The 21,634-nt window shown below is 71.6% G+C and carries 15 protein-coding genes and 1 pseudogene; 4 read left to right on the top strand and 12 right to left on the bottom strand.

The annotated features are described in order from the left end of the window. Nucleotides 1-91 precede the first annotated feature (91 nt). Nucleotides 92-2,545, top strand: a complete 2,454-nt coding sequence (locus CIB93_RS27440) for a DNA topoisomerase (ATP-hydrolyzing) subunit A (RefSeq protein WP_096630705.1) — start codon at nucleotides 92-94, stop codon at nucleotides 2,543-2,545. Between the two features lie 37 nt (nucleotides 2,546-2,582). Here the strand turns inward: CIB93_RS27440 and CIB93_RS27435 are convergent, their stop codons facing one another. Beyond that, nucleotides 2,583-3,728 (bottom strand): GTP-binding protein, encoded by a 1,146-nt coding sequence (locus tag CIB93_RS27435; protein WP_096630704.1) that lies wholly within the window; start codon nucleotides 3,726-3,728, stop codon nucleotides 2,583-2,585. 156 nt (nucleotides 3,729-3,884) lie between these two features. Next, a pseudogene (locus tag CIB93_RS27430) lies at nucleotides 3,885-4,205 on the bottom strand (LacI family transcriptional regulator); the annotation flags it as partial. An 86-nt stretch (nucleotides 4,206-4,291) separates the two neighbouring features. Here CIB93_RS27430 and CIB93_RS27425 point away from each other — a divergent pair. Both CIB93_RS27425 and CIB93_RS27420 read left to right on the top strand, forming a co-directional pair. Further along, on the top strand, nucleotides 4,292-5,971 hold the full coding sequence (locus CIB93_RS27425) for a sensor histidine kinase (RefSeq protein WP_096630702.1): 1,680 nt from the start codon (nucleotides 4,292-4,294) through the stop codon (nucleotides 5,969-5,971). Next, a complete protein-coding gene (locus CIB93_RS27420; RefSeq protein WP_096630701.1) occupies nucleotides 5,968-6,642 on the top strand; it encodes a response regulator in 675 nt (224 codons plus the stop codon). Before CIB93_RS27425 ends, CIB93_RS27420 begins: the two co-directional genes overlap by 4 nt. A gap of 64 nt (nucleotides 6,643-6,706) precedes the next feature. On the opposite strand, the gene CIB93_RS27415 is transcribed toward CIB93_RS27420, so the two are convergent. From CIB93_RS27415 to CIB93_RS27405, 3 genes are all read right to left on the bottom strand, one after another. After that, on the bottom strand, nucleotides 6,707-8,299 hold the full coding sequence (locus CIB93_RS27415) for a cation acetate symporter (protein WP_096630699.1): 1,593 nt from the start codon (nucleotides 8,297-8,299) through the stop codon (nucleotides 6,707-6,709). Next, the gene (locus CIB93_RS27410; protein WP_096630697.1) at nucleotides 8,296-8,754 is read right to left on the bottom strand and encodes a DUF485 domain-containing protein; all 459 of its coding nucleotides are present in this window, start codon (nucleotides 8,752-8,754) and stop codon (nucleotides 8,296-8,298) included. Before CIB93_RS27410 ends, CIB93_RS27415 begins: the two co-directional genes overlap by 4 nt. A gap of 230 nt (nucleotides 8,755-8,984) precedes the next feature. Beyond that, nucleotides 8,985-11,111 carry a type IIA DNA topoisomerase subunit B gene (locus CIB93_RS27405; protein ID WP_096630695.1) on the bottom strand — a complete coding sequence of 709 codons (2,127 nt, stop codon included), beginning with the start codon at nucleotides 11,109-11,111 and terminating at the stop codon, nucleotides 8,985-8,987. 447 nt (nucleotides 11,112-11,558) lie between these two features. On the opposite strand from CIB93_RS27405, the gene CIB93_RS27400 reads away from it, so the two are divergent. Next, the gene (locus tag CIB93_RS27400; protein ID WP_006128079.1) at nucleotides 11,559-11,792 is read left to right on the top strand and encodes a hypothetical protein; all 234 of its coding nucleotides are present in this window, start codon (nucleotides 11,559-11,561) and stop codon (nucleotides 11,790-11,792) included. A gap of 153 nt (nucleotides 11,793-11,945) precedes the next feature. On the opposite strand, the gene CIB93_RS27395 is transcribed toward CIB93_RS27400, so the two are convergent. From CIB93_RS27395 to CIB93_RS39185, 7 genes are all read right to left on the bottom strand, one after another. After that, nucleotides 11,946-12,776, bottom strand: a complete 831-nt coding sequence (locus CIB93_RS27395; protein WP_096630694.1) for a trypsin-like serine protease — start codon at nucleotides 12,774-12,776, stop codon at nucleotides 11,946-11,948. A 171-nt stretch (nucleotides 12,777-12,947) separates the two neighbouring features. Continuing rightward, nucleotides 12,948-14,495, bottom strand: coding sequence for an RNA polymerase sigma factor (locus CIB93_RS27390; protein WP_096630746.1), 1,548 nt, complete (start codon nucleotides 14,493-14,495; stop codon nucleotides 12,948-12,950). Between the two features lie 324 nt (nucleotides 14,496-14,819). Beyond that, on the bottom strand, nucleotides 14,820-15,707 hold the full coding sequence (locus tag CIB93_RS27385; RefSeq protein ID WP_179500268.1) for a FadR/GntR family transcriptional regulator: 888 nt from the start codon (nucleotides 15,705-15,707) through the stop codon (nucleotides 14,820-14,822). A 160-nt stretch (nucleotides 15,708-15,867) separates the two neighbouring features. Further along, on the bottom strand, nucleotides 15,868-17,721 hold the full coding sequence (locus CIB93_RS27380) for an ATP-binding cassette domain-containing protein (protein ID WP_096630691.1): 1,854 nt from the start codon (nucleotides 17,719-17,721) through the stop codon (nucleotides 15,868-15,870). A 153-nt stretch (nucleotides 17,722-17,874) separates the two neighbouring features. Next, entirely contained in the window at nucleotides 17,875-18,633 is a 759-nt protein-coding gene (locus CIB93_RS27375; protein WP_096630690.1) for an NUDIX domain-containing protein, read from the bottom strand. Between the two features lie 169 nt (nucleotides 18,634-18,802). Then, nucleotides 18,803-20,743: a glycogen debranching N-terminal domain-containing protein gene (locus tag CIB93_RS27365; RefSeq protein ID WP_373558813.1), complete on the bottom strand. Its 1,941-nt coding sequence runs from the start codon at nucleotides 20,741-20,743 to the stop codon at nucleotides 18,803-18,805. Between the two features lie 342 nt (nucleotides 20,744-21,085). Further along, on the bottom strand, nucleotides 21,086-21,529 hold the full coding sequence (locus CIB93_RS39185) for a DUF4192 family protein (protein ID WP_306454828.1): 444 nt from the start codon (nucleotides 21,527-21,529) through the stop codon (nucleotides 21,086-21,088). Between the last annotated feature and the right edge of the window lie 105 nt (nucleotides 21,530-21,634).

Genomic DNA, 21,634 nt, shown 5'->3' with positions numbered 1-21,634 from the left:
CGTTGTCGGTGCGGCGGTCCACAATGGTCCGCATCAGTACTCCAGGTTGTCCGATCAGAATCCGTGTATCCGAGAAGGAGTCGCAGCCGCGATGGCCCGCCGTAGCATGAAGACCCCGCCGCCGGACGACTTCGAGGAGAAGATCCTCGACATCGACGTCGTCGACGAAATGCAGGGCTCCTTCCTTGAGTACGCGTACTCGGTGATCTACTCCAGGGCCCTGCCCGACGCCCGCGACGGCATGAAGCCGGTGCACCGGCGCATCGTCTCCCAGATGAACGAGATGGGGCTGCGCCCCGACCGCGGCTATGTGAAGTGCGCCCGCGTCGTCGGCGAGGTCATGGGCAAGCTGCACCCCCACGGAGACGCGTCGATCTACGACGCCCTGGTGCGGATGGCGCAGCCCTTCTCGATGCGGCTGCCCCTGGTCGACGGGCACGGCAACTTCGGCTCCCTCGGCAACGACGACCCGCCGGCCGCCATGCGGTACACCGAGTGCCGGATGGCCGACGCCACGTCGTTGATGACCGAGGCGATCGACGAGAACACCGTCGATTTCCAGTCGAACTACGACGGTCAGGAGCGCGAGCCGGTCGTCCTGCCGGCGGCCTACCCCAACCTCCTGGTCAACGGGGTGTCCGGGATCGCCGTGGGCATGGCGACCAACATGCCCCCGCACAACCTGGGCGAGGTCATCGCCGCCGCCCGGCACCTGATCAAGCACCCGGGCGCCGACGTCGAGACGCTGATGCGTTTCGTCCCCGGACCCGACCTGCCCACCGGCGGCCGGATCGTCGGCCTGTCCGGCATCAAGGACGCGTACACCGCGGGCCGCGGCACGTTCAAGATCCGTGCCACCGTCTCCGTGGAGAACGTGACGGCCCGCCGCAAGGGTCTCGTCGTCACCGAACTGCCCTTCACCGTCGGCCCGGAGAAGGTGATCGCCAAGATCAAGGACCTCGTCTCGGCGAAGAAGCTCCAGGGCATCGCGGACGTGAAGGACCTCACCGACCGGGCGCACGGACTGCGCCTGGTCATCGAGGTGAAGAACGGCTTCGTGCCGGAAGCGGTGCTGGAGCAGCTCTACAAGCTGACGCCGATGGAGGAGTCCTTCGGCATCAACAACGTGGCGCTGGTCGACGGCCAGCCCCTCACCCTCGGGCTCAAGGAGCTGCTGGAGGTCTATCTCGACCACCGCTTCGAGGTCGTGCGCCGCCGCAGCGAGTTCCGCCGCACCAAGCGCCGCGACCGGCTGCATCTGGTCGAGGGTCTCATCGTCGCGCTGCTCGACATCGACGAGGTCATCCGGATCATCCGGGACAGCGACAACTCGGCGCAGGCGAAGGAGCGCCTGATGGCTCACTTCTCGCTGAGCGAGATCCAGACGCAGTACATCCTGGACACCCCGCTGCGCCGGCTCACCCGCTTCGACCGGATCGAGCTGGAGAGCGAGCGGGACAAGCTCAACGGCGAGATCGAGGCGCTGACCGCGATCCTGGAGTCGGACGCGGAGCTGCGCAAGCTGGTCTCCTCGGAGCTGGCCGCCGTGGCGAAGAAGTTCGGCACGGACCGGCGCACGGTGCTGCTGGAGTCGGCCGGTTCGCAGATCGCCTCCGTGCCTCTGGAGGTGGCGGACGACCCGTGCCGGGTGCTGCTCTCCTCGACGGGCCTGCTGGCCCGCACGGCGAACGCGGAGCCGGTGGAGATCTCCGAGGACGCCCGGCGGACCAAGCACGACGTGATCGTGTCGGCGGTGGCGGCGACGGCGCGCGGCGATGTCGGGGCGGTGACCTCCACCGGGCGGCTGCTGCGGCTCTCGGTGATCGACCTGCCGCAGCTGCCGGACACCCACGCGGAGCCGAACCTCTCGGGCGGCGCGCAGATCTCCGAGTTCCTGACGCTGGAGGCGAACGAGGAGCTGATCTGCCTCACCACCCTCGACGAGGCCTCGCCGGGCTTGGCGATCGGCACGCTCCAGGGTGTGGTGAAGCGCGTCGTGCCGGACTATCCGGCCAACAAGGACGAGCTGGAGGTCATCACCCTCAAGGACGGTGACCGCATCGTGGGCGCGACCGAGCTGCGTACGGGCGAGGAGGACCTGGTCTTCATCACCTCCGACGCCCAGCTCCTGCGCTACCCGGCGGGCTCCGTGCGGCCGCAGGGGCGGGCCGCCGGAGGCATGGCGGGCGTCAAGCTGGGGGCCGGGGCCGAGGTGCTGTCCTTCACGGCGGTGGACCCTGCGGCGGACGCGGTCGTGTTCACGGTGGCCGGTTCACACGGCACGCTCGACGACTCGGTGCTGACGTGCAAGCTCACCCCGTTCGACCAGTATCCGCGCAAGGGCCGGGCGACCGGCGGGGTGCGCTGCCAGCGGTTCCTGAAGGGCGAGGACGTCCTGGTCTTCGCCTGGGCGGGCGCCACCCCGGCGAGGGCCGCCCAGAAGAACGGCTCCCCGGCGAAGCTGCCGGAGCCCGACCCGAGGCGCGACGGTTCGGGCACGCCGCTGCTCCAGCCGGTGGCCGTGATCGCGGGTCCCCCGCTGTAGGCCCCTCTTCCGTACGGTGGGAAGCGGCCCGGGGGTGTCACACCTCCGCGGCCGCTTCCCGCACGTCCACGGGATCGGCTTCCGGTACGTCCACGGGGTCCGGTTCCTGGTGCACGTACCGGAGCACGCCCCACATCCCGCGTTCGGCGTCAGGGGTGTCCAGGCCATCGGCCAGGGCCTGCTCCGGGTTCTCGACCCGGCAGGCGGCCAGCCCCTCCCGGAGCGCCTCGGCGTCGATGCCCGCGCCGATCATGACGAGCTGGGTGAGCCGCGGTTCGCCCCGCGCCCACGGCTGCGGCACGAACCGGAGGAACCGGCCGACCGCGTGCAGCGCGTACTTGTTGTGCCGGTCGCCGGCGCCGAAGTCCGCGAACCCCTTGATCCGGTAGAGGCCTTCGGGCCGGGAGTCCAGGAACGCGATGAAGCGGCGCGGGTCCATGGGGACGTCCGAGGTGAACTCGACGCTCTCGTACGCCGCGTGAAGATGGCCGGCGTGGTCCTCATGCCCCTCGCACCCCTCCTCCCGCAGCAGATCCTCGAAGGTCAGCTGACGGGTCTCCTCCTCGCCGTCGGGCCGCAGCGCGGGGTCGAAGAGCAGCTCGGGGTCGATCCGGCCGTGCTCGGCGGAGATCACGGCGGCGGGCCCGCTCAGCGCCGCGACCCGTTCGCGCAGCTCCTCGTGTTCCGTCGCGCCGATCCGGTCGGTCTTGTTCAGCACGACGAGGTCCGCGACGGTGAGATGACGGTCGAGCTCGGGGTGGCGCTCCCGGGTGCGGTCGAACTCCGCCGCGTCGACGACCTCGACGAGACCTCCGTACAGGATGTGCGGGTTGTCGCTGGCCAGCAGCATGCGGACGAGTTCCTGGGGTTCGGCCAGGCCGCTCGCCTCGATGACGATCACGTCCAGCCGGGCGGAGGGCCGGGTGAGCGTCTCCAGGAAGGTGTCGAGTTCGCTCGCGTCGACCGCGCAGCACAGGCAGCCGTTGCCCAGCGAGACCGTCGAGCCGACCTGACCCGAGACGGTCATGGCGTCGATCTCGATGGCCCCGAAGTCGTTGACGATCACACCGATCCGGGTGCCCGCCCGGTTGCGGAGGAGGTGGTTGAGGAGCGTGGTCTTGCCGGAGCCGAGGAAGCCCGCCAGGACGACGACCGGGATCTGCGGGGTACGGGGCGGGGTCAACGGGAGCGCCTTCCTGGGTTTCGTCGGTTTCGTCGTCCGGGGCGCGGGGGCCGGTCAGCCGCACATCAGCGACGGATCACCGGGAATTCTCGCGCGGCGGCTGGGCGGTGGAGCCGCCCACCACCAGCTCCGGTTCGAAGAGCAGCTCGTCCGAGGGTACGGGCCGCCCGCGAAGACCACACCGGAGACCTGCTGCTGGAGAAGCAGCTCGACGTAGTCCGCCTCGGAGACACCGCCCTTGGCCCGGGTGCAGAGCACCCGGGCCAGTCCCCGCTGGGCGAGCGCGCCGCCGACCACTTCGGTGAAGGCCGGGAAGACGGGGTTCCGCAGCTCGGGCAGGACCAGGCCGACCAGCCGGGCCCGTTCGCCGCGCAGCTGGGTCGGGCGCTCGTATCCGAGGACGTCCAGCGCGCAGAGAACGGCCTGCCTGGTGGCGCCGCAGACGCCCGGCTTACCGTGAGGCACGCCGGTGGGCAAGGGGGTACGCCCGTCGAATGCCGGGCCAGGCCTCCGCCTGCCCCTCGGATTTCTGCCACACCGATTCGGCCTCTACCGTTCGTACGATGAACGCCCCACCGTCCCCCGGCCGGGGACCGCTCCGGTTCGGCTGGCCGCAGCGGGTCTTCTCCCAGGTGCTGCTGATGCAGCTGGCCGTCATCACCGGCGTCACCGTCCTGGTCACCGGCCTGTTCCTGGCCCCGCTGAGCGCGCAGCTGGACGACCAGGCGATGCGCCGTGCGCTGGCCATCGCCCAGAGCACGGCCGCCCAGCCGGGGATCGTCGAGGGCCTGAGCACCACGGAGCCGTCGGAGCGGGGGCGTGTGCAGCGGGCCGCCGAGCGGGTCAGGCGGGCCACCGGCGCGGAGTACGTCGTCGTCATGGACCGGCGGGGCGTGCGCTGGTCGCATCCCGAGGCCCGGCGGATCGGGGAGGTCGTCTCCACCGACCCCTCTGACGCGCTGCGCGGCCGCGAGGTGATGGAGATCGACAGCGGGACCCTCGGCCGCTCGGCGCGGGGCAAGGTGCCGCTGTTCGGCCCCTCCGGCGAGGTGGTCGGAGCGGTGTCGGTCGGCATCGAGTACGACAGCGTCCGCTCCCGCCTCCTCGGGGCGATCCCGGGGCTGCTCGCGTACGCGGGCACCGCCCTGGCCGTCGGCGCCCTCGCCGCGTACCTGATCTCCCGCCGTCTGCAACGGCAGACCCATGACCTGGCGTTCTCCGACATCTCCGCGCTGCTGACCGAACGCGAGGCCATGCTGCACGGAATCCGCGAGGGCGTCGTCGCGCTCGACGGGACCGGACGCATCCGGCTGCTCAACGACGAGGCTCAGCGGCTGCTCGGCCTCGGCCCGGAGGCGGCGGGGCGGCCGCTGGACGAGGTGCTGGACGGCGGCCGGACCGCGGACGTACTGGCCGGGCGCGTGGTCGGCGACGATCTGCTGGCAGTACGGGGCAGCCGCGTGCTGCTGGCCAACCGGATGTCCACGGACGACGGCGGAGCCGTGGTCACCCTGCGCGACCGGACCGAGCTGGAGCGCCTCGGCCGGGAACTCGACTCCACCACCGGGCTGATCGACGCCCTGCGCGCCCAGGACCATGAGCACGCGAACCGGCTGCACACGCTGCTCGGGCTGCTGGAGCTGGAGATGCACGAGGACGCGATGGAGTTCGTCACGGAGGTGGTGGGTGTCCACCGGGCGACGGCGGAGCAGGTCACGGAGAAGGTCCGGGACCCGTTGCTGGCGGCCCTGCTCGTCGGCAAGACCACGGTCGCCGCCGAGCGCGGCGTCTCGCTGCGGGTGGCGCCCGGCACGCTGCTCCCGGACCGGGTGATCGACCCCCGGGGCCTGGTCACGGTGGTCGGCAACCTCGTCGACAACGCCACCGACGCGGCAGCCGGATCGGACGGGGCGAGGATCGAGGTCGGACTGCGCGTCGAGGGCCGTACGGTAGTGCTGCGGGTGCATGACAGCGGACCCGGCATCCCGCCGGAGCGGCATGCGTCGATCTTCACGGAGGGCTGGTCCACCAAGGACGTCCCGGCACACGGCAAACGCGGCCTGGGGCTCGCCCTCGTACGGCGGCTGGCGGAGCGGCAGGGAGGCAGTGTGACGGTCTCCGGGGCCGAGGAGGGCGGCGCGGTGTTCACCGTCGTGCTCCCGGAGGCACTGGCCGAACCGGAACCCGAGCCGACGGCTCCGGGCACGACGGCCCGCACAGCCACGACGGGAGAGAACCGGTGATCCAGGTGCTGATCGTGGACGACGACGTCCGGGTGGCACAGATCAACGCGGCGTACGTCGCCAAGGTCCCCGGCTTCCGGGTGACCGCGCGGGCCCACTCGGCCGCCGAGGCGCTGGCCGGGGTCGAGGAGGTCCCGGTGGACCTGATCCTGCTGGACCACTACCTCCCCGACCGCAACGGCCTCGCCGTCGTACGGGAACTGCGCCGCCTCGGCCGTCAGGTCGACGTGATCATGGTGACCGCCGCGCGCGATGTGGCCACCGTGCAGGACGCGATGCGGCACGGCGCGCTCCAGTACCTGGTGAAGCCGTTCACGTACGCGGGCCTGCGCTCCAAGCTGGAGGCGTACGCCGCCCTGCGGCAGGCGCTCGACGGGGGTGGGGAGGCCGAACAGGCCGAGGTCGACCGGCTGTTCGGGGCGCTGTGGGCGGCGGGCGAGCCGGACCTCCCCAAGGGCCACTCCCCCACCACCGCCGGACTCGTGAGGCAGGCCCTGCGCGGCGCCGATGGCCCTCTCTCGGCTCAGGAGATCGCGGACAGCGCCGGAATGAGCCGGCAGACGGCCCAGCGCTATCTGAAACTGCTGGAGCGCACCGGCAAGGTTCGGCTGACGCTTCGTTACGGCGAGACGGGCCGCCCGGAACACCGCTACGCCTGGTCCGCGGGCTGAAGCCCCTCGCTGGTCCCCGGGTTGAGCCCTGCCCGGCGGTCGGGCCGGCCCGTCCGGCCCCGCCCTACGCCGCGCCCGCCCCCGTCAGCGCCCGGACCTCCGTCTCGGCGTGCTTGGCCGCGTCCGGCTTCTCGCGCGAGGTGACCGTACCGAGCCAGCCCGCCAGGAAGCCGAGGGGGATCGAGACGAGGCCCGGATTCTCCAGCGGGAAGAGCTGGAAGTCGGCTCCGGGGAACAGGGACGTGGGGCTGCCCGAGACGACGGGTGAGACCAGGACCAGGACGACCGCCGGGATCAGGCCCCCGTACACCGCCCAGACCGCGCCCCGGGTGGTGAAGCCGCGCCAGAACAGGGAGTAGAGCAGGGCCGGGAGGTTCGCCGACGCGGCCACGGCGAAGGCGAGGCCCACCAGGAAGGCGACGTTCAGATCCTGGGCGAGCAGGCCGAGGCCGATCGCCACCACGCCGATGACCGCGGCGGCCACGCGTGCCACGGCCACCTCGCCGTACTGCTTGCGCCCCGGGCGGTGGAGCGAGGCGTAGAGGTCATGGGCGACGGAGGCGGAGGAGGCGAGCGTGATCCCGGCGACGACGGCCAGGATCGTGGCGAAGGCGATGGCGGCGACCACGGCGAAGAGAACCGTTCCGCCGGTGGAACCCTCGCCTCCGCCCAGGTTCAGGGCGAGCAGCGGGACGGCGGTGTTGCCGGCCCCGTTCGAGGCGCGGACCTCGGCGGAGCCGACGAGGGCGGCGGCGCCGAACCCGAGCACGATCGTCATCAGGTAGAAGCTGCCGATGAGGCCGATGGACCAGACCACCGACCGGCGGGCGGCGCGGGCGGTCGGCACGGTGTAGAAGCGCGACAGGATGTGCGGCAGCCCCGCCGTGCCGAGGACCAGGGCGACGCCCAGGCTGATGAAGTCGAAGCGGGAGGTCCAGTCGCCGCCGTAGCGGAGGCCCGGGGCGAGGAAGTCCTTGCCGTGGCCGCTGCGTTCGGCGGCGGTGTTCAGCAGGCTGTTGATGTCACCGCGGAAGTGGACCAGGACGAGGGCCGTGAGGGTTACGGCCCCGGCCATCAGCAGGACCGCCTTGACGATCTGGATCCAGGTGGTGGCACGCATGCCGCCGAACGACACGTAGACCACCATGAGCGCGCCGACGCCGACGACCGTCCAGGACCGGGCGGTGCCGCTCGTCCCGCCGAGCAGCAGGGCCACCAGGGAGCCCGCGCCGACCATCTGGGCGACGAGGTAGAGCACGGAGACGGTGACGGACGAGGTGCCGAGCGCGGTGCGCACCGGGCGCTCCGCCATCCGCGCGGCGACAACGTCGGCGATGGTGAACCGGCCGCAGTTGCGGACCAGTTCGGCGACGAGCAGCAGGACCACCAGCCAGGCGACGAGGAAGCCGACGGAGTAGAGCATGCCGTCGTAGCCGAAGAGTGCGATCAGGCCGGAGATCCCGAGGAAGGAGGCCGCCGACATGTAGTCGCCCGCGATGGCGAATCCGTTCTCCATGGGCGAGAACAGCCGTCCGCCGGCGTAGAACTCCTCGGCGGAGCCCTGCCGGTTGCGGCTGACCCAGGTGGTGATGAAGAGCGTCACCGCGACGAACGCGCTGAACAGGAGCAGGGCCAGTGTCTGGTGGTCGCCTCTCAACGTACGGGCCCCCTCGTCATCTCCTGGCCCAGGCCTCTGGCCATGTTCTGTCCGAGTCCCCTCGTCATCTCCTGGGTGTCCCACCGCAGGTCGAGTGCGGCCCGGTCCCTGCGGAGCCGCGCGTGCCGTGCGTACGCCCAGGTCAGCAGGAAGGTGGTGAGGAACTGGCCGAGCCCAGCCACCATCGCCACATTGACCGCGCCGACGACCGGGCGGGCCATCAGCTCGGGCGCACTGGTCGCGGCGACGACGTAGGCGAGATACCAGAGGAGGAAGGCGAGGGCGGCGGGCACCACGAAGCGGCGGTAGCGGCGGCGCACCTCGCGGAAGGCGGCGCTGCGGTGCACTTCCAGATAGATGTCGGCCGCGCTGGGGGCCGCATCCGGCCCCGCCGCGCCGTCCTCGTCGCCCCAGCCCGAGACCGGCACGTCGTCCCACGGGTCGTCGAGCCGCACTCCTGCGGCCTTCGGCCCTGCTTCCTTCTCCACCGCGCAACTCCCCTGGTCCACGGACCCCTTCGGCCGCATACCCAACCATGGGCCGCTCGGGAAGATCCCCGGCGCGCCATTCGCCCGGCTTCACCCCTTCAGGTGACAGAAGTCCCGGACGGCTGCGCGAATCCCGGGAACACGCCCGGCCCCCGCCCCGGTGGTCCGGGAGCGGGGGCCGGGCGGACCCACGAGGGTCAGGCGTCGATGCGCGAGCGGTCCAGGGTGGCCGCCGAGCTGGTGATGAACTCCTTGCGGGGCGCGACCTCGTTGCCCATCAGCAGGTCGAAGACCTGCTCGGAGGATTCCAGGTCCCCGATGTTGATGCGCCGCAGGGTGCGGTGGCGCGGGTCCATCGTCGTCTCGGCCAGCTGGTCGGCGTCCATCTCGCCCAGGCCCTTGTAGCGCTGGATCGACTCCTTGATCCGGACGTTCTTGCGCTGGAACTCCAGGAGGGTCTGGCGCAGCTCGCTGTCGGAGTAGGTGTAGACGTACTTGTCCTGCCCCTTCTTGGGCTGGACCAGCTCGATCCGGTGGAGCGGCGGCACCGCGGCGAAGACCCGTCCGGCCTCGACCATCGGGCGCATGTAGCGCTGGAAGAGGGTCAGCAGCAGGCAGCGGATGTGGGCGCCGTCGACGTCGGCGTCCACCAGCAGGACGATCTTCCCGTAGCGCGCGGCGTCGATGTCGAAGGTCCGCCCGGACCCGGCTCCTATGACCTGGATGATCGCACCGCACTCGGCGTTCTTGAGCATGTCCGAGACGGACGACTTCTGTACGTTGAGGATCTTTCCGCGGATCGGCAGCAGCGCCTGGAACTCGCTGTTCCGGGCCAGCTTGGCGGTGCCGAGCGCCGAGTCGCCCTCGACGATGAAGAGCTCACTGCGCTCGACGTCGTCGCTGCGGCAGTCGGCGAGCTTGGCGGGCAGCGAGGAGGATTCCAGCGCGGTCTTGCGCCGCTGGGCGTCCTTGTGCTGCCGGGCCGCGATCCGGGTGCGGGCGGCGGCGACCGCCTTCTCCAGGACCGCCCGGGCCTGGGCCTTGGCATCCCGCTTGGTGGAGGTCAGGAAGGCCTTGAGCTCCTTGGCGACCACGTTGGCCACGATCCGGTTGGCCGCCGAGGTGCCGAGCACCTCCTTGGTCTGCCCCTCGAACTGCGGCTCCGCCAGCCGTACGGTGACGACGGCCGTGAGCCCTTCGAGGGCGTCGTCCTTGACGACGTCGTCCTCGGCGACCCGCAGCATCTTCGCGGAGCGCAGCGCCTCGTTCACCGTCTTGGTGAGGGAGCGCTCGAAGCCGCTGACGTGGGTGCCGCCCTTGGGGGTGGCGATGATGTTGACGAAGGACCGGACGGTGGTGTCGTAGCCGGTGCCCCAGCGCAGCGCGATGTCGACGCCGAGCTCGCGGGTGACCTCGGTGGCGGTCATGTGGCCGAGGTCGTCGAGGACGGGAACGGTCTCCTTGAAGGTGCCCGTGCCGGTCAGCCGCTGGACGTCGCAGACGGCCTTGTCCTGGGCGAGGTACTCGCAGAACTCGCTGATGCCGCCGTCGAAACGGAACGTCTCTTCGGTCTTGCCCTCGCCGTCGAGCCCCCGCTCGTCGCGGACGATGATCGTGAGGCCGGGGACGAGGAAGGCCGTCTGGCGGGCCCGCTGGTAGAGCGTCTCCAGGTTGAGCTTGGCGTCCTTGAGGAAGATCTGGCGGTCCGCCCAGTACCGCACCCGGGTACCCGTGCGGGTCTTGGGGACGCGCTTGCCCTTGCGCAGGCCGTTGGCCGGGTCGAACGGGCTGTCCGGCCCCTGCTCGGTGAACATGCCGGGGACGCCGCGCCGGAAGCTGATGGAGTGGGTCGCGCTGTTGCGGTCGACCTCGACGTCCAGGCGGGCGGAGAGTGCGTTGACCACGGAGGCGCCGACGCCGTGGAGGCCCCCGGAGGCCGCGTAGGAGCCGCCGCCGAACTTGCCTCCGGCATGCAGCTTGGTCATGACGACCTCGATGCCGGAGAGCCCGGTCTTGGGCTCGACGTCGACCGGGATGCCGCGGCCGTTGTCCCGGACCTCCACGGAGGCGTCGTCGTGGAGGATGACCTCGATCTGGTCGCAGTAGCCGCCCAGCGCCTCGTCGACGGAGTTGTCGATGATCTCCCAGAGGCAGTGCATGAGACCGCGGCTGTCGGTGGACCCGATGTACATCCCGGGGCGCTTGCGGACGGCCTCCAGCCCTTCGAGGACGAGGAGGTGCCGCGCGGTGTAGTTGGAGCTGTCCCGGTCGCCGCCTGCTGCGGCCAGCATCGCGGTGGACGGCACGGACGTTTCGGCGGTCACGCGGTTCGCTCCTCGCTGAATTTCATCTGGGGCCCCGGTGGGTATCGGGCTGGGCTTCGGTTGCCGCTGAGAGCCTACAGAGGCCTGGTAGAGCGGTTGTAACGCCACCCTCGGGGAATCCTCATGCTAGTCGAGCCTCATCCAGGCTCGCATGGATGTTCGATCATTCGTTGGAGTGACGTGCACATCACGTTCCCTTCGACGCATGAACCATTTAGGCTCCGGGCACGTCCTCATGAACAAACCGGCAAGCCGGCCGGCGGGACACACCCCCAAGACAAGCAATGCGAAACCGTAGCGCTCCGCATACGGCACATTCGCCGCCAACCGGCAACAGACAGCCACACCGAGAAGAAGTTTCGAAGAAAAGCCACGAGCGGGAACGTTTTCGGCCTGGTTGGATGTTGACCCTGGTACGACAGCTCGTCGAGCTAGAGAAGAGGCGACGTGACTACTGTTCTGACCCCCGCGAGCCCGCTGACCGCAGCAGACCGCTGTGACCGTTGCGGCGCCCAGGCCTATCTGCGCGTCGTCCTGATCAGCGGCGGTGAACTGCTTTTCTGCGCCCACCACGGACGCAAGTTCGAGCCGGAACTCAAGAAGATCGCCGCGGAAATACAGGATGAGACGGATCGGCTCACCGCCGTGCAGACGGCCGCCGCCGACGAGGACCAACACTGACACCTCGCATCCACGACGAGCCAGGGGCTGGTCCAGGACCAGCCGACGGGCGGCTCCCCCACCGGGGGAAGCCGCCCGTTCTCGTCGTATCCGCGGCTCTCACCGTCCCCGCGTATCCGCAGTTCTCGCCGTCTCCGCGCCGGGCGGGCCGCTTCAGATGCGGCCCGCGGCCCACTCCAGGGCGGCCGAGACCCGCGTGTACACCCCGGGGCTGCCCGCCCGGCCGCAGCCGCTGCCCCATGACACCAGGCCGACGAGCCGCCCACGGGCCACCAGCGGCCCTCCGCTGTCCCCCTGGCACGCGTCCCGGCCCCCCACGGGTTCGCCCGCGCAGAGCATCGCCGAGGCGTCGTACGTACCCTCCCTGCCGCCCGGGTAGGCTCGCGCGCAGTCGCGGTCCGGCAGGACATGGACCCGCGCGGAGCGCAGTACGGAGGAGTAGGTGCCGCTGCCCGTCGTGTCACCCCACCCGTAGACGTCGGCGGCCGTCCCGGCCCGGTAGGCGGCGTCCCCGGCCCGCGCCATCGGGATGACGCTGCTCCTGGGCAGCGCCCGGGCCAGGGTCAGCACCGCGAGGTCGCCGGCGTTGGAGCCGGGGTCGTACGCCGGATTCACCCAGATGTCCCGGACCGGGGTCTCCAGTCCGCCGGAATCGCTCAGCCGCTCGCGCCCCGAGATGACCAGCAGGTCCTTCACCCGGTTCGCCGGTCCGCCGAGCGCCTCGTCACCCAGACAGTGGGCGACCGTCAGGATCTTCGTGGGCGCCACGGCGACCCCGCCGCAGAACTGGCCGGACCGCGCTCCCCCGAACCTGTCACGGCTCGACAGGGCCACCACCCAGGGGCTGTCCGCCACGGGTGTGGGCTGCCCGCCGACGATGATGCTGTCCGCGGCTGCCGGGGCAGGGGAGGCGAGCGGCAGCACGGCCGTCGCGGCGGCCAGGGCCAGCACCCCGGTCAGAGCACGGACTACGGAACGGGGCATGGAGGCTCCTGACGCTGAGGTGAAAGACAATCCACCCAGCGTGATCCAGGCTCCCGCTGTCCGCACCCGAGGACACGCCGGAGGGCCCGGATCCCCTGGGGGGTTCCGGGCCCTCGGCCGGTCGTTCTCGTGCTCGGCCGTCCTCGCGCTCGACCGAGGTACTCGCGACTCCTAGTCGAGGTAGTCGCGCAGAACCTGCGAGCGCGAGGGGTGGCGAAGCTTCGACATCGTCTTCGACTCGATCTGACGGATGCGCTCGCGCGTCACGCCGTAGACCTTGCCGATCTCGTCCAGCGTCTTGGGCTGACCGTCGGTGAGTCCGAAGCGCATCGAGACCACGCCGGCCTCACGCTCGGAGAGCGTGTCGAGCACCGAGTGCAGCTGCTCCTGGAGGAGCGTGAAGCTGACCGCGTCCGCCGGGACGACGGCCTCGGAGTCCTCGATCAGGTCACCGAACTCGCTGTCGCCGTCCTCGCCGAGCGGGGTGTGCAGCGAGATCGGCTCGCGGCCGTATTTCTGGACCTCGATGACCTTCTCGGGGGTCATGTCGAGCTCCTTGGCCAGCTCCTCCGGGGTGGGCTCACGGCCCAGGTCCTGGAGCATCTGGCGCTGCACACGCGCGAGCTTGTTGATGACCTCGACCATGTGCACCGGAATGCGGATGGTGCGGGCCTGGTCGGCCATGGCGCGGGTGATCGCCTGACGGATCCACCAGGTGGCGTACGTGGAGAACTTGTAGCCCTTGGTGTAGTCGAACTTCTCCACCGCGCGGATCAGACCGAGGTTGCCCTCCTGGATCAGGTCCAGGAAGAGCATGCCGCGACCGGTGTAACGCTTGGCCAGGGAGACCACCAGACGGAGGTTGGCCTCCAGGAGGTGGTTCTTGGCGCGGCGGCCGTCCTCGGCGATGATCTCCAGCTCGCGCTTGAGCTTCGGCGCGAGCTTGTCGGCGTTCGCCAGCTTGTCCTCGGCGAAGAGACCGGCCTCGATGCGCTTGGCGAGCTCGACCTCCTGCTCGGCGTTGAGGAGGGGAACCTTGCCGATCTGCTTCAGGTAGTCCTTGACCGGGTCGGCGGTGGCGCCGGCTACGGCGACCTGCTGGGCAGGTGCGTCGTCATCGTCGTCGTCGGAGAGGACGAAGCCCTTGTTCTCGCCCTCGCCCTCCTCTTCCTCGCCCTTGCCGGCCTTGACTTCCTCGACCGCCTCGTCGCCGTCGAGGAGCTCGTCGTCCTGCTTGCCGGACTTCTTCGCCGCTGTCTTCTTGGCCACCGTCTTCTTCGCGGCGGTCTTCTTTGCAGCCGTCTTCTTGGCGGCGGTCTTCTTGGCCGGAGCGGCCACGACGGCGTCATCGGCCACCGCACCCGCGCTCTCGGCCGTCGGCGCGGCGGTGGCCGCGACGGTCCTGGTCACGGCGGTCTTCGCCGCGACAGTCTTGGTGGCGGTGCGCTTGACCGGGCTCTTCGCTGCGACGCTCTTGCGGGCGCGCTTCGGCGACTCCGCGGCACTGACCATCAGCGTCACACCCTCTTCCTCGAGGATCTGGTTGAGGCTGCGCAGAACGTTCTTCCACTGGGTTGGCGGAATCTGGTCAGCCTCGAAGGCCCGACGCACGTCATCGCCGGCGATCTGCCCATCAGCCTTTCCCCGCTCGATGAGCGCCATCACAGACTCGGACTCGGCGATCTCCGGCGGGAGCGTACGGGATGTGCTGGCCGACACGAACAACCTCTCGGAACGATGGAAACGGCTTCCGGCCCCGCCCTGGAGAGGGCTGGAACCGACGACCGTCGACTGGGGATGTCGCCGACGGCGCGGGTTTGGCCTCAGAACTGCACAGCGCCCTCAGGGCCTGCTGTATTCCTTCCGCGGCGGTCACCTCTTAAGTCATCGCGCTGCTTCGAGGAGTGTTACGCCCAATCCGCGTGGCCCGAGTCACACCTCATTCGCGACCAACCGACCCAGGGATGACATCTCCCCACAATTGTGCCGCCGGACCCGTGCGGTCCGGCGGCACAGGGCCCCGGCGCCCCGGCCGTGCTTCGGTCAGTGCTCGCGCGGCGCGGGCACCACACGCTCGACGTCGGGGTGGACGACGAGCAGCTGCCGCATGGCCGACTCGGCGGCCGCGGCGTCACCGGAGGCCAGGGCGTCGGTGATCCGCGCGTGGTGGGCGAGGGAGGACTCACCGGGGCGGTCACAGCCGGTGACCGGGCCACCGGAGACATGCAGGGCGGCCGAGACGATGCCGGAGAGGTGTTCGAGCATCCGGTTGCCCGCGGCCTGGATGAGCAGGGAGTGGAACTCCGCGTCGGCGCGGGAGAAGGTGATCGCGTCCCCCTGCCCCATCGCGTGCCCCATGATCTCCACCATGTCGCCGAGGCGCTGCTGGATGTCGTCCCGGCCGTGCCCGGCCGCGAGGCGGGCGGCGAGCGGTTCGATGGTCCAGCGGAGCTCGGCCAGCTCGCGGCGCTGATCGTCTCGCTGGGGGCCGAAGGCCCGCCATTCGATGATGTCGGGGTCCAGCAGATTCCAGTCGCTGACCGGGCGGACCCTCGTGCCCACATTGGGGCGCGCGCTGACCAGCCCCTTCGCTTCGAGCACGCGCAGGGACTCGCGTACGACGGTGCGGGAGACCTCGAACCGCTGGCCGATCTCCTCGGGCACGAGGGGGCGGTCCGCGCCGAGGTCACCGGAAACGATCATCTGGCCCAGCTGCTGGACGAGTTGGCCGTGGAGACCGCGCCCCCGACTGGCAGCCCCCCGTCGGCTCGCCCGTCCCAGCTCGGAATCGGAACCGCCCCAGGGCCGGGAAACAGCTCGCTCGCCGGCCGGCGCCTCCGTATAGGGATAGCGGTCGAGTTCGCCCGGACCGGCCAGGCCGGAGTCGGCGGAGCGGGCGGCGGTCATCATGGTGTGCGCAAGGGTACTCACGCATCCTTTGTCGGCCCGGCTCGCCCGCCCCTTGAGGTCTTTGCTGAAAAGCACACGAAAGGGTGATCGGCGCTGGCTACACAATTGACGCCATATACCTACAAATCGGCCATTTCTCAGGAGGCTTCGCGACCCCGCTCCCGGCGCGGGACGGCGGCGATCACCAACGCACCTTTCCTCGAAGGCCGGTGAACAGATACGCACAGATCAGGACGGACAACGACAGGGCGAGCGCGGCCCCCACGGGCTGAGCCACGACCTGTGCGACGGCGAGGACCCAGCGGTCGGCCTCCTGCGGCAGCTGCCACCAGGCCAGCTCCCGCAGCCGCCCCGGAAGCCCGGCGACCGACCTCGCGGACGGCGCCTCGAAGACCTTCTGAACCAGCGGCACGACCAGCACCGGAACAGCCAGCACGGCGGCGATTCCAGCCCCGGCCACCCGGAAGACCCCGGCGGCCAGCAGCCCAGCCCAGGCACAGCCGACGGCAAGACCGGCCCAACTCGCGCCGAGCGCGAGGGAGTTCTCCGGAATCCTGATCAACTCCGGTCCGTACACGAGCCGCAGGGCCTGCGCGTCGCACCCCACAGCGAGGCCCGCGAGCAGGAGCGCGAAGCTCGCGGTCACGAGAAGTTTCGCCAGCAGCAGCCCGAGCCTCCGGGGCACGGTGCCGCGACCGGCGGCGAGCGCGGGGTAGCGGAACTCGTCCCCGAACGACAGCGCCCCGAGCAGGCCCGCGCCCAGCGCAGCGGGAGGCAGCGGCAGCAGTTCGGGCCAGGCGGCGAGCAGGCGCGGCAGCGCGGTGCCGTCCGTGCGGGCGAGCAGGACGGACAGGGCGGCGGACGTCAGCAGAACGGCCGCCATGATCGCGGCGGTCGTCCTGACGCCGAGGGAGCGGCGCAGTTCGTACCGGAGCGGGCGCAGCGGGCCGCGCGCGGGGCGTACGCGAATCGGGGGCGGCAGCTCGGACAGGGCTACGTCCGAGGCCCGGCGCGGCCCGTGGACGGCGAGGGCCCGGCGCACACCGTGGGCGGCGGGGGCGGCGGGGGCTTGCCGTGCCCCGCCGGAGCCGGGAGCCGGCCGTCCACCGTGGGCGCCGCGAGTCGGCTGGGCAGCGCGCTCCGCCTCCGGCAGGGCGGCGGTTCCCGTGTCGCCGACCTCGTCGGCGAGCTGGTGCAGCGGAACACTGTGCCGGTACGCGATGTCGCCGATCTCCGCGCAGTTGCTGCCGTACACCGCCAGCCGGCCACTCGCCTCCTCGACAACCTCGACGGAGCGCTGTGCGGCCCGCGCCTCCCTCCCGACCACTGCGGCCAGCCGGGCCGCATGCGGGGTGCGGACGACGACCCGGGGGCGGAGTCGGGTGCGGGCGAAGTCGGCGACGCCCTGGTCCGCGACGAGGCGCCCCGCGTCGATGGTGACGACGTGGTCGGCGTTGCGGGCCGCCTCCTTGGGGTCGCCGCTGGCGTACAGAACCGTTCCGCCCTGGGCCGCGTGGGCGCGCAGCAGCCCGTACAGCCAACTGTTCTCGCGCGGCGAGAGCCCGTCGGCGGGTTCGTCGAGGACCAGGGTGTGCGGGTCCCCGAGCAGGGCGCAGGCGAGCCCGAGCCTGCGGTCCATACCGACCGAGAGGGTGCCCAGACGCTGGTCGCCGAGCCCGGCGAGGCCGACGGCTTCGAGCACCTCGTCGGCCCGGGCGGCGGGCACGCCCGCGGCCGCGCAGAGCATCCGGAGCTGCCCGCGTGCCGTCCGCGAGGGATGGCCCGGTACGTCACCGAGGAGCACGCCCACTTCGCGCGCCGGGTGCGCGATGCGGTGCAGCGGCCGACCCCGGAAGTAGGCGACGCCCCGCCCAGCGTCGAGTTCGAGCATCAGGCGCAGGGCCGCGGTCTTGCCTGAACCCGTGGCACCCAGCAGGGCCGTGACGCGGCCGGGCGGGGCCTCGAAGGTCAGATCGTTGACGGCGGGCGGAGCGCCGCGACGGGGGGTGCTGGTGAGTCCGATGGCCTGGAGCATCGCTTCTCTCGCGTCTCTCGCGGAAGGTGAGACCGCTCGGCGGCAGGTGAGTACCGCAGCAACATAACGCGACATTTCCGACTTTTGGTGCAGGGATGGGCCGACGGGCGTTCCGCATGGCCATCACAACGGCTTCGCCCGGAGTGCGGAGGCTCAGACCTCTGGCCGCAGCATCGGCGGATTGAGCACCGTGGCGGCCCCGGCCCGGAACAGCTGCGCGGGGCGGCCGCCCTGACGTGTGGTCGTCCCGCCGGACGGCACCAGGAAACCAGGGGTGCCGGTGACCTTGCGATGGAAGTTGCGGGGATCGAGGACGACGCCCCAAACCGCCTCGTACACCCGACGCAGCTCGCCGACCGTGAACTCCGGCGGGCAGAACGCCGTGGCCAGCGAGGAGTATTCGATCTTGGAGCGGGCTCGCTCCACGCCGTCGGCCAGGATCTGCGCGTGGTCGAAGGCCAGCGGCGCGGCCTGCTCGCCCTCCCGCCCGGCGCCGGGGTGCAGCAGATCCTCCACCGGCGCCCAGCGCGCGCTGTTGGCGTCGCCGCCCGCCCGGGGCGCGGGCAGATCCGGCGCGAGGGCCAGGTGCGCGACGCTGACCACCCTCATCCGCGGGTCGCGCGCCGGATCGCCATAGGTCGCCAGCTGTTCCAGGTGAGCGCCGTTGCCGAGGGACGGCTTCGCCGGATCGTGCGCGGAAAGGCCGGTTTCCTCGACGAGTTCGCGCGCCGCCGCGGAGCCCAGATCCTCGTCCGCCCTGACGAAACCGCCGGGCAGCGCCCACCGGCCCTGGAACGGAGCCTCTCCGCGCCGCACGACCAGTGCACAGAGCGCGTGACGGCGCACCGTGAGCACGACCAGGTCGACGGTGACAGCGAAGGGCGGGAAGGTCGACGGGTCGTAGGGCGGCATGCCGTGATCATAGTCGTCTGCCTGACGATAAACACTCCCTTCAGCGTCCTCGCGATCAGGAAATCCGCCGGGCTGGCGGGATCCGGCCGGGCCGGGCCGGGGGCCTCCCCCTCCCCCCTCCCCCCTCCCCCCTCCCCCCCCTCTCCTCCCAAGTCCCAGTTGCCCGTCCTCATCCCCCCAGCCGGAGTCCCGCGCCGGCTTCCTCGATCATGCCGAGACCCAGTCTGCTGATCCGGACCGAGAAGGGCTCTCCGCCGACTCTCAGTCCAGAGAGCTGGACCGCGCCGAGCGGGGCGCTGCGCAAGGGGTGCAGGCGGACTGTGGCGGACGGGGCGTCGGGGCGGATTCCGGCGAGGGTCGCGACCAGGTGGATGCCGGCGGCGGCCGAGAGCGCGGCCGGGCGGCAGGCCGCCGGATGCGGCGCGGGGAGGCTGCCCGTACGCCGTTGCTCCCCCGCGAACATTTCCGGCAGCCGGTAGTCGAAGGCCTCCGCGGCCCCGAGTACGCCCTTCAGCAGGGCGGCGGCCGCCTGTTCGTGTCCGGTGGCCGCGAGACCGGCGCAGGCGACCGCGGTCTCGTGCACCCGCACGGCTCCGGAACGGTGGCCGAAGGGGTTGTGCCCCCGCTCCCCGGAGCCCAGTGTGCGCAGGCCCCAGCCCGAATCCAGGTCGGGCCCGGACAGGAGTCTGGCCAGCCGGTCCGCCGAGCCGCCGTCCAGCAAGCCCTGGGCAAGCCGTCCCCCGCCCAGCAGTCCCGTGTCGAGCAGGTGGGCCGCGCTGCTCCCGAGATACCGGACGGGCTGTCCGGCTCCGGTCCGGGCGGCCGCTGGGCAGCCGCCCGACCGGTCGTCGACCCAGAACCGGTCCCGGAACCGGGCCCGCAGCCCGGCCGCCCACTCCCGCCACGCGTCACCGCCGCCGCGGCCGCATCCGTCGAGAAGATCGGCGCCGAGCAGCGCCGCCCGGTGCGCATGCGCCTGGGTGTCCGCCCGGCGATAGCCAGCGGGCCCGCCGTCGGGCACGAACCCGTCCTCGGACGCGGCCTCCCGCAGCCACTGGAGGCACCGCTCAGCCGTCGGCAGCAGGTCGGCCACCTCGGTCTCCGGCAGTCCCCAGCGGCGGGCCTCGGCCAGCACCGCCGGGTATCCGAGCGTGGCCTCGGTCCCGGTGCAACTGGGCGGCAGCACCGGCCCGGTGTCCCGCAGCGGGCCGGGAATGCGCCCGAAGTCGTCGCCGGGCCCCTTCAGTTGCCTGCTCGCCAGCATGCGCAGGGTGGATGCCGCGAGCCCCGTACCGAGCGGCAGCGCCATCCGCGCGGCCCACAGCGACTCGGCCGGTGACGGGGTGCAGCGCCAGGGGACCCCCGCGGCCAGGACCGGTCCGCCGGCCCCGCGCTCGTCTGCCGTGAGCAGCGCCCTCAGGTCTCCCAGACCCGCGCGGACCAGCGGCTCCGCCCTCGGGTCGTCCGCCTCGGCCCGTGCGTCGGACAGCAGCCGGGCCCCGGGCCTCATGAGCGGCCTGCTCATGATCCGCCCGCGGTGCTCCGGGCGGACGGTCAGCTCGATCCGGTACGTGGCGCCGGGCATGAGCTCCACGTTCCAGCGCAGCAGGCCCGCATGGCCCAGAACGTCCTGGGGCGGCGGGTCCGCGGTGACCGCCGATCCGGCTCCGCCCGGTGCGGTCCACCGCAGTCCCGAACCGTGCACCCCTGCGGCGCGCTCCGGCCCACCGTGTCCCGCCGCGACGGCGGCGAGGTCTGCCAGGTCCGTCGCCAGGGAGACCTCCACGACGAGGCGGACCGGTCGGAGCGCCGCACTGCGCAGGGTGATCCTTTCGGTGCCTTCGGCATGGCGCCGACGCTCCACTGTGATCTCCGGGTCGGGACCCGTGTCCTGGGAAGTACGGACGGCGCCCAGGAAATAGGCACGCTCCGAACTCTCCAACCGACCCTGCACCGGCAGCGGTTCGCGGCCTCCCACGCGAAGCCGACACTGCGAGAGGAGCCGTCGGCCCGACCGGTAGAAGCCTTCCAGGCCCTGGCCGGTGAGCTGTCCGTGGTGCGCGGAGACCGCCATGCAGGGCAGGGCCACGCAGATGATCGCCTGGTGCACGGGCGGCAGTTCGCCGGAGGGGGGGCTGGGGCGGGGACGGGCGGCGGGTGGGGGTCCGCCGGGGGCAGGCGGAGGTACGAGCGATGGGACGTTCGGCGGGGTGGGCGTTTCGGTGGGGGCTGGCGTGGGGTCCCGGGGCGGGACGGTGAGGGCCATGGGGGTCTTCCGTGCCTTCTCTGCACTCCGGGCAGCCGCCGCATCCGCGGTGCCACGGGCCGTACGACTCCGACATCACCGTGAACGGCTCCGCAGGCCCCGGGGTCACGCCCGTCACCTGCGTGCCCGTCACCTGCGTGCCCGTCACCGGCGCGCTCGTCATCGGCACGCTCATCGGCATGCCCTTCATCGGCGTGTCCTGGTGCCGCGTCGGCCGTACCTGCGGGCCTCTCGTGTGCGCCGCCTGGCCCCGGGCGGCCCGGGCCGTGTCGTGGCGGGGAGCGGTGCCCTCCGCCCGGCGTCCGGGGGCCTGGGCACTCCGCCTCGCCGCCGTCCCCCGTTCGGCAGCGTGCGGGCCCGGCGGATACGGAGGGCGGTGGCCGGACCGGCGGCGGTGTCGGCCGACATTCCGGTGGTCCCGGTGGTCCCGGTAGTTCCGGTGGTCCCGGGTCCGGAATCCGCCTCCTCGTCGCGTGCTTCGCGCAGGCAGCGGCGGATGGCCTCCGGGTCAATGCCTTCGTTGCAGGCCCGGTGGAGCAGATGGGCGAAGGTGTAGCCGGGGTCTGCGCGCAGCGCCATGGCCAGCGCGACCCGCGCACCCGGCTCGTCGCCCGTGGACCTTCTCTGCACTAACGCTGCTGCTGGCGGTGCCCGATGACGAGCGTTGAGCAGGTCGCGACTCTCGCGACGTTCGGAGCTGTGTGGGCGGTGCTCGCCGTCGGTCACAATCTCGCG

Source organism: Streptomyces sp. WZ.A104 (assembly GCF_002382885.1).
GTDB lineage: Bacteria > Actinomycetota > Actinomycetes > Streptomycetales > Streptomycetaceae > Streptomyces.
Note: the sequence above shows the minus strand (reverse complement) of the source record. Positions and strands in the feature narration are given on the sequence as shown.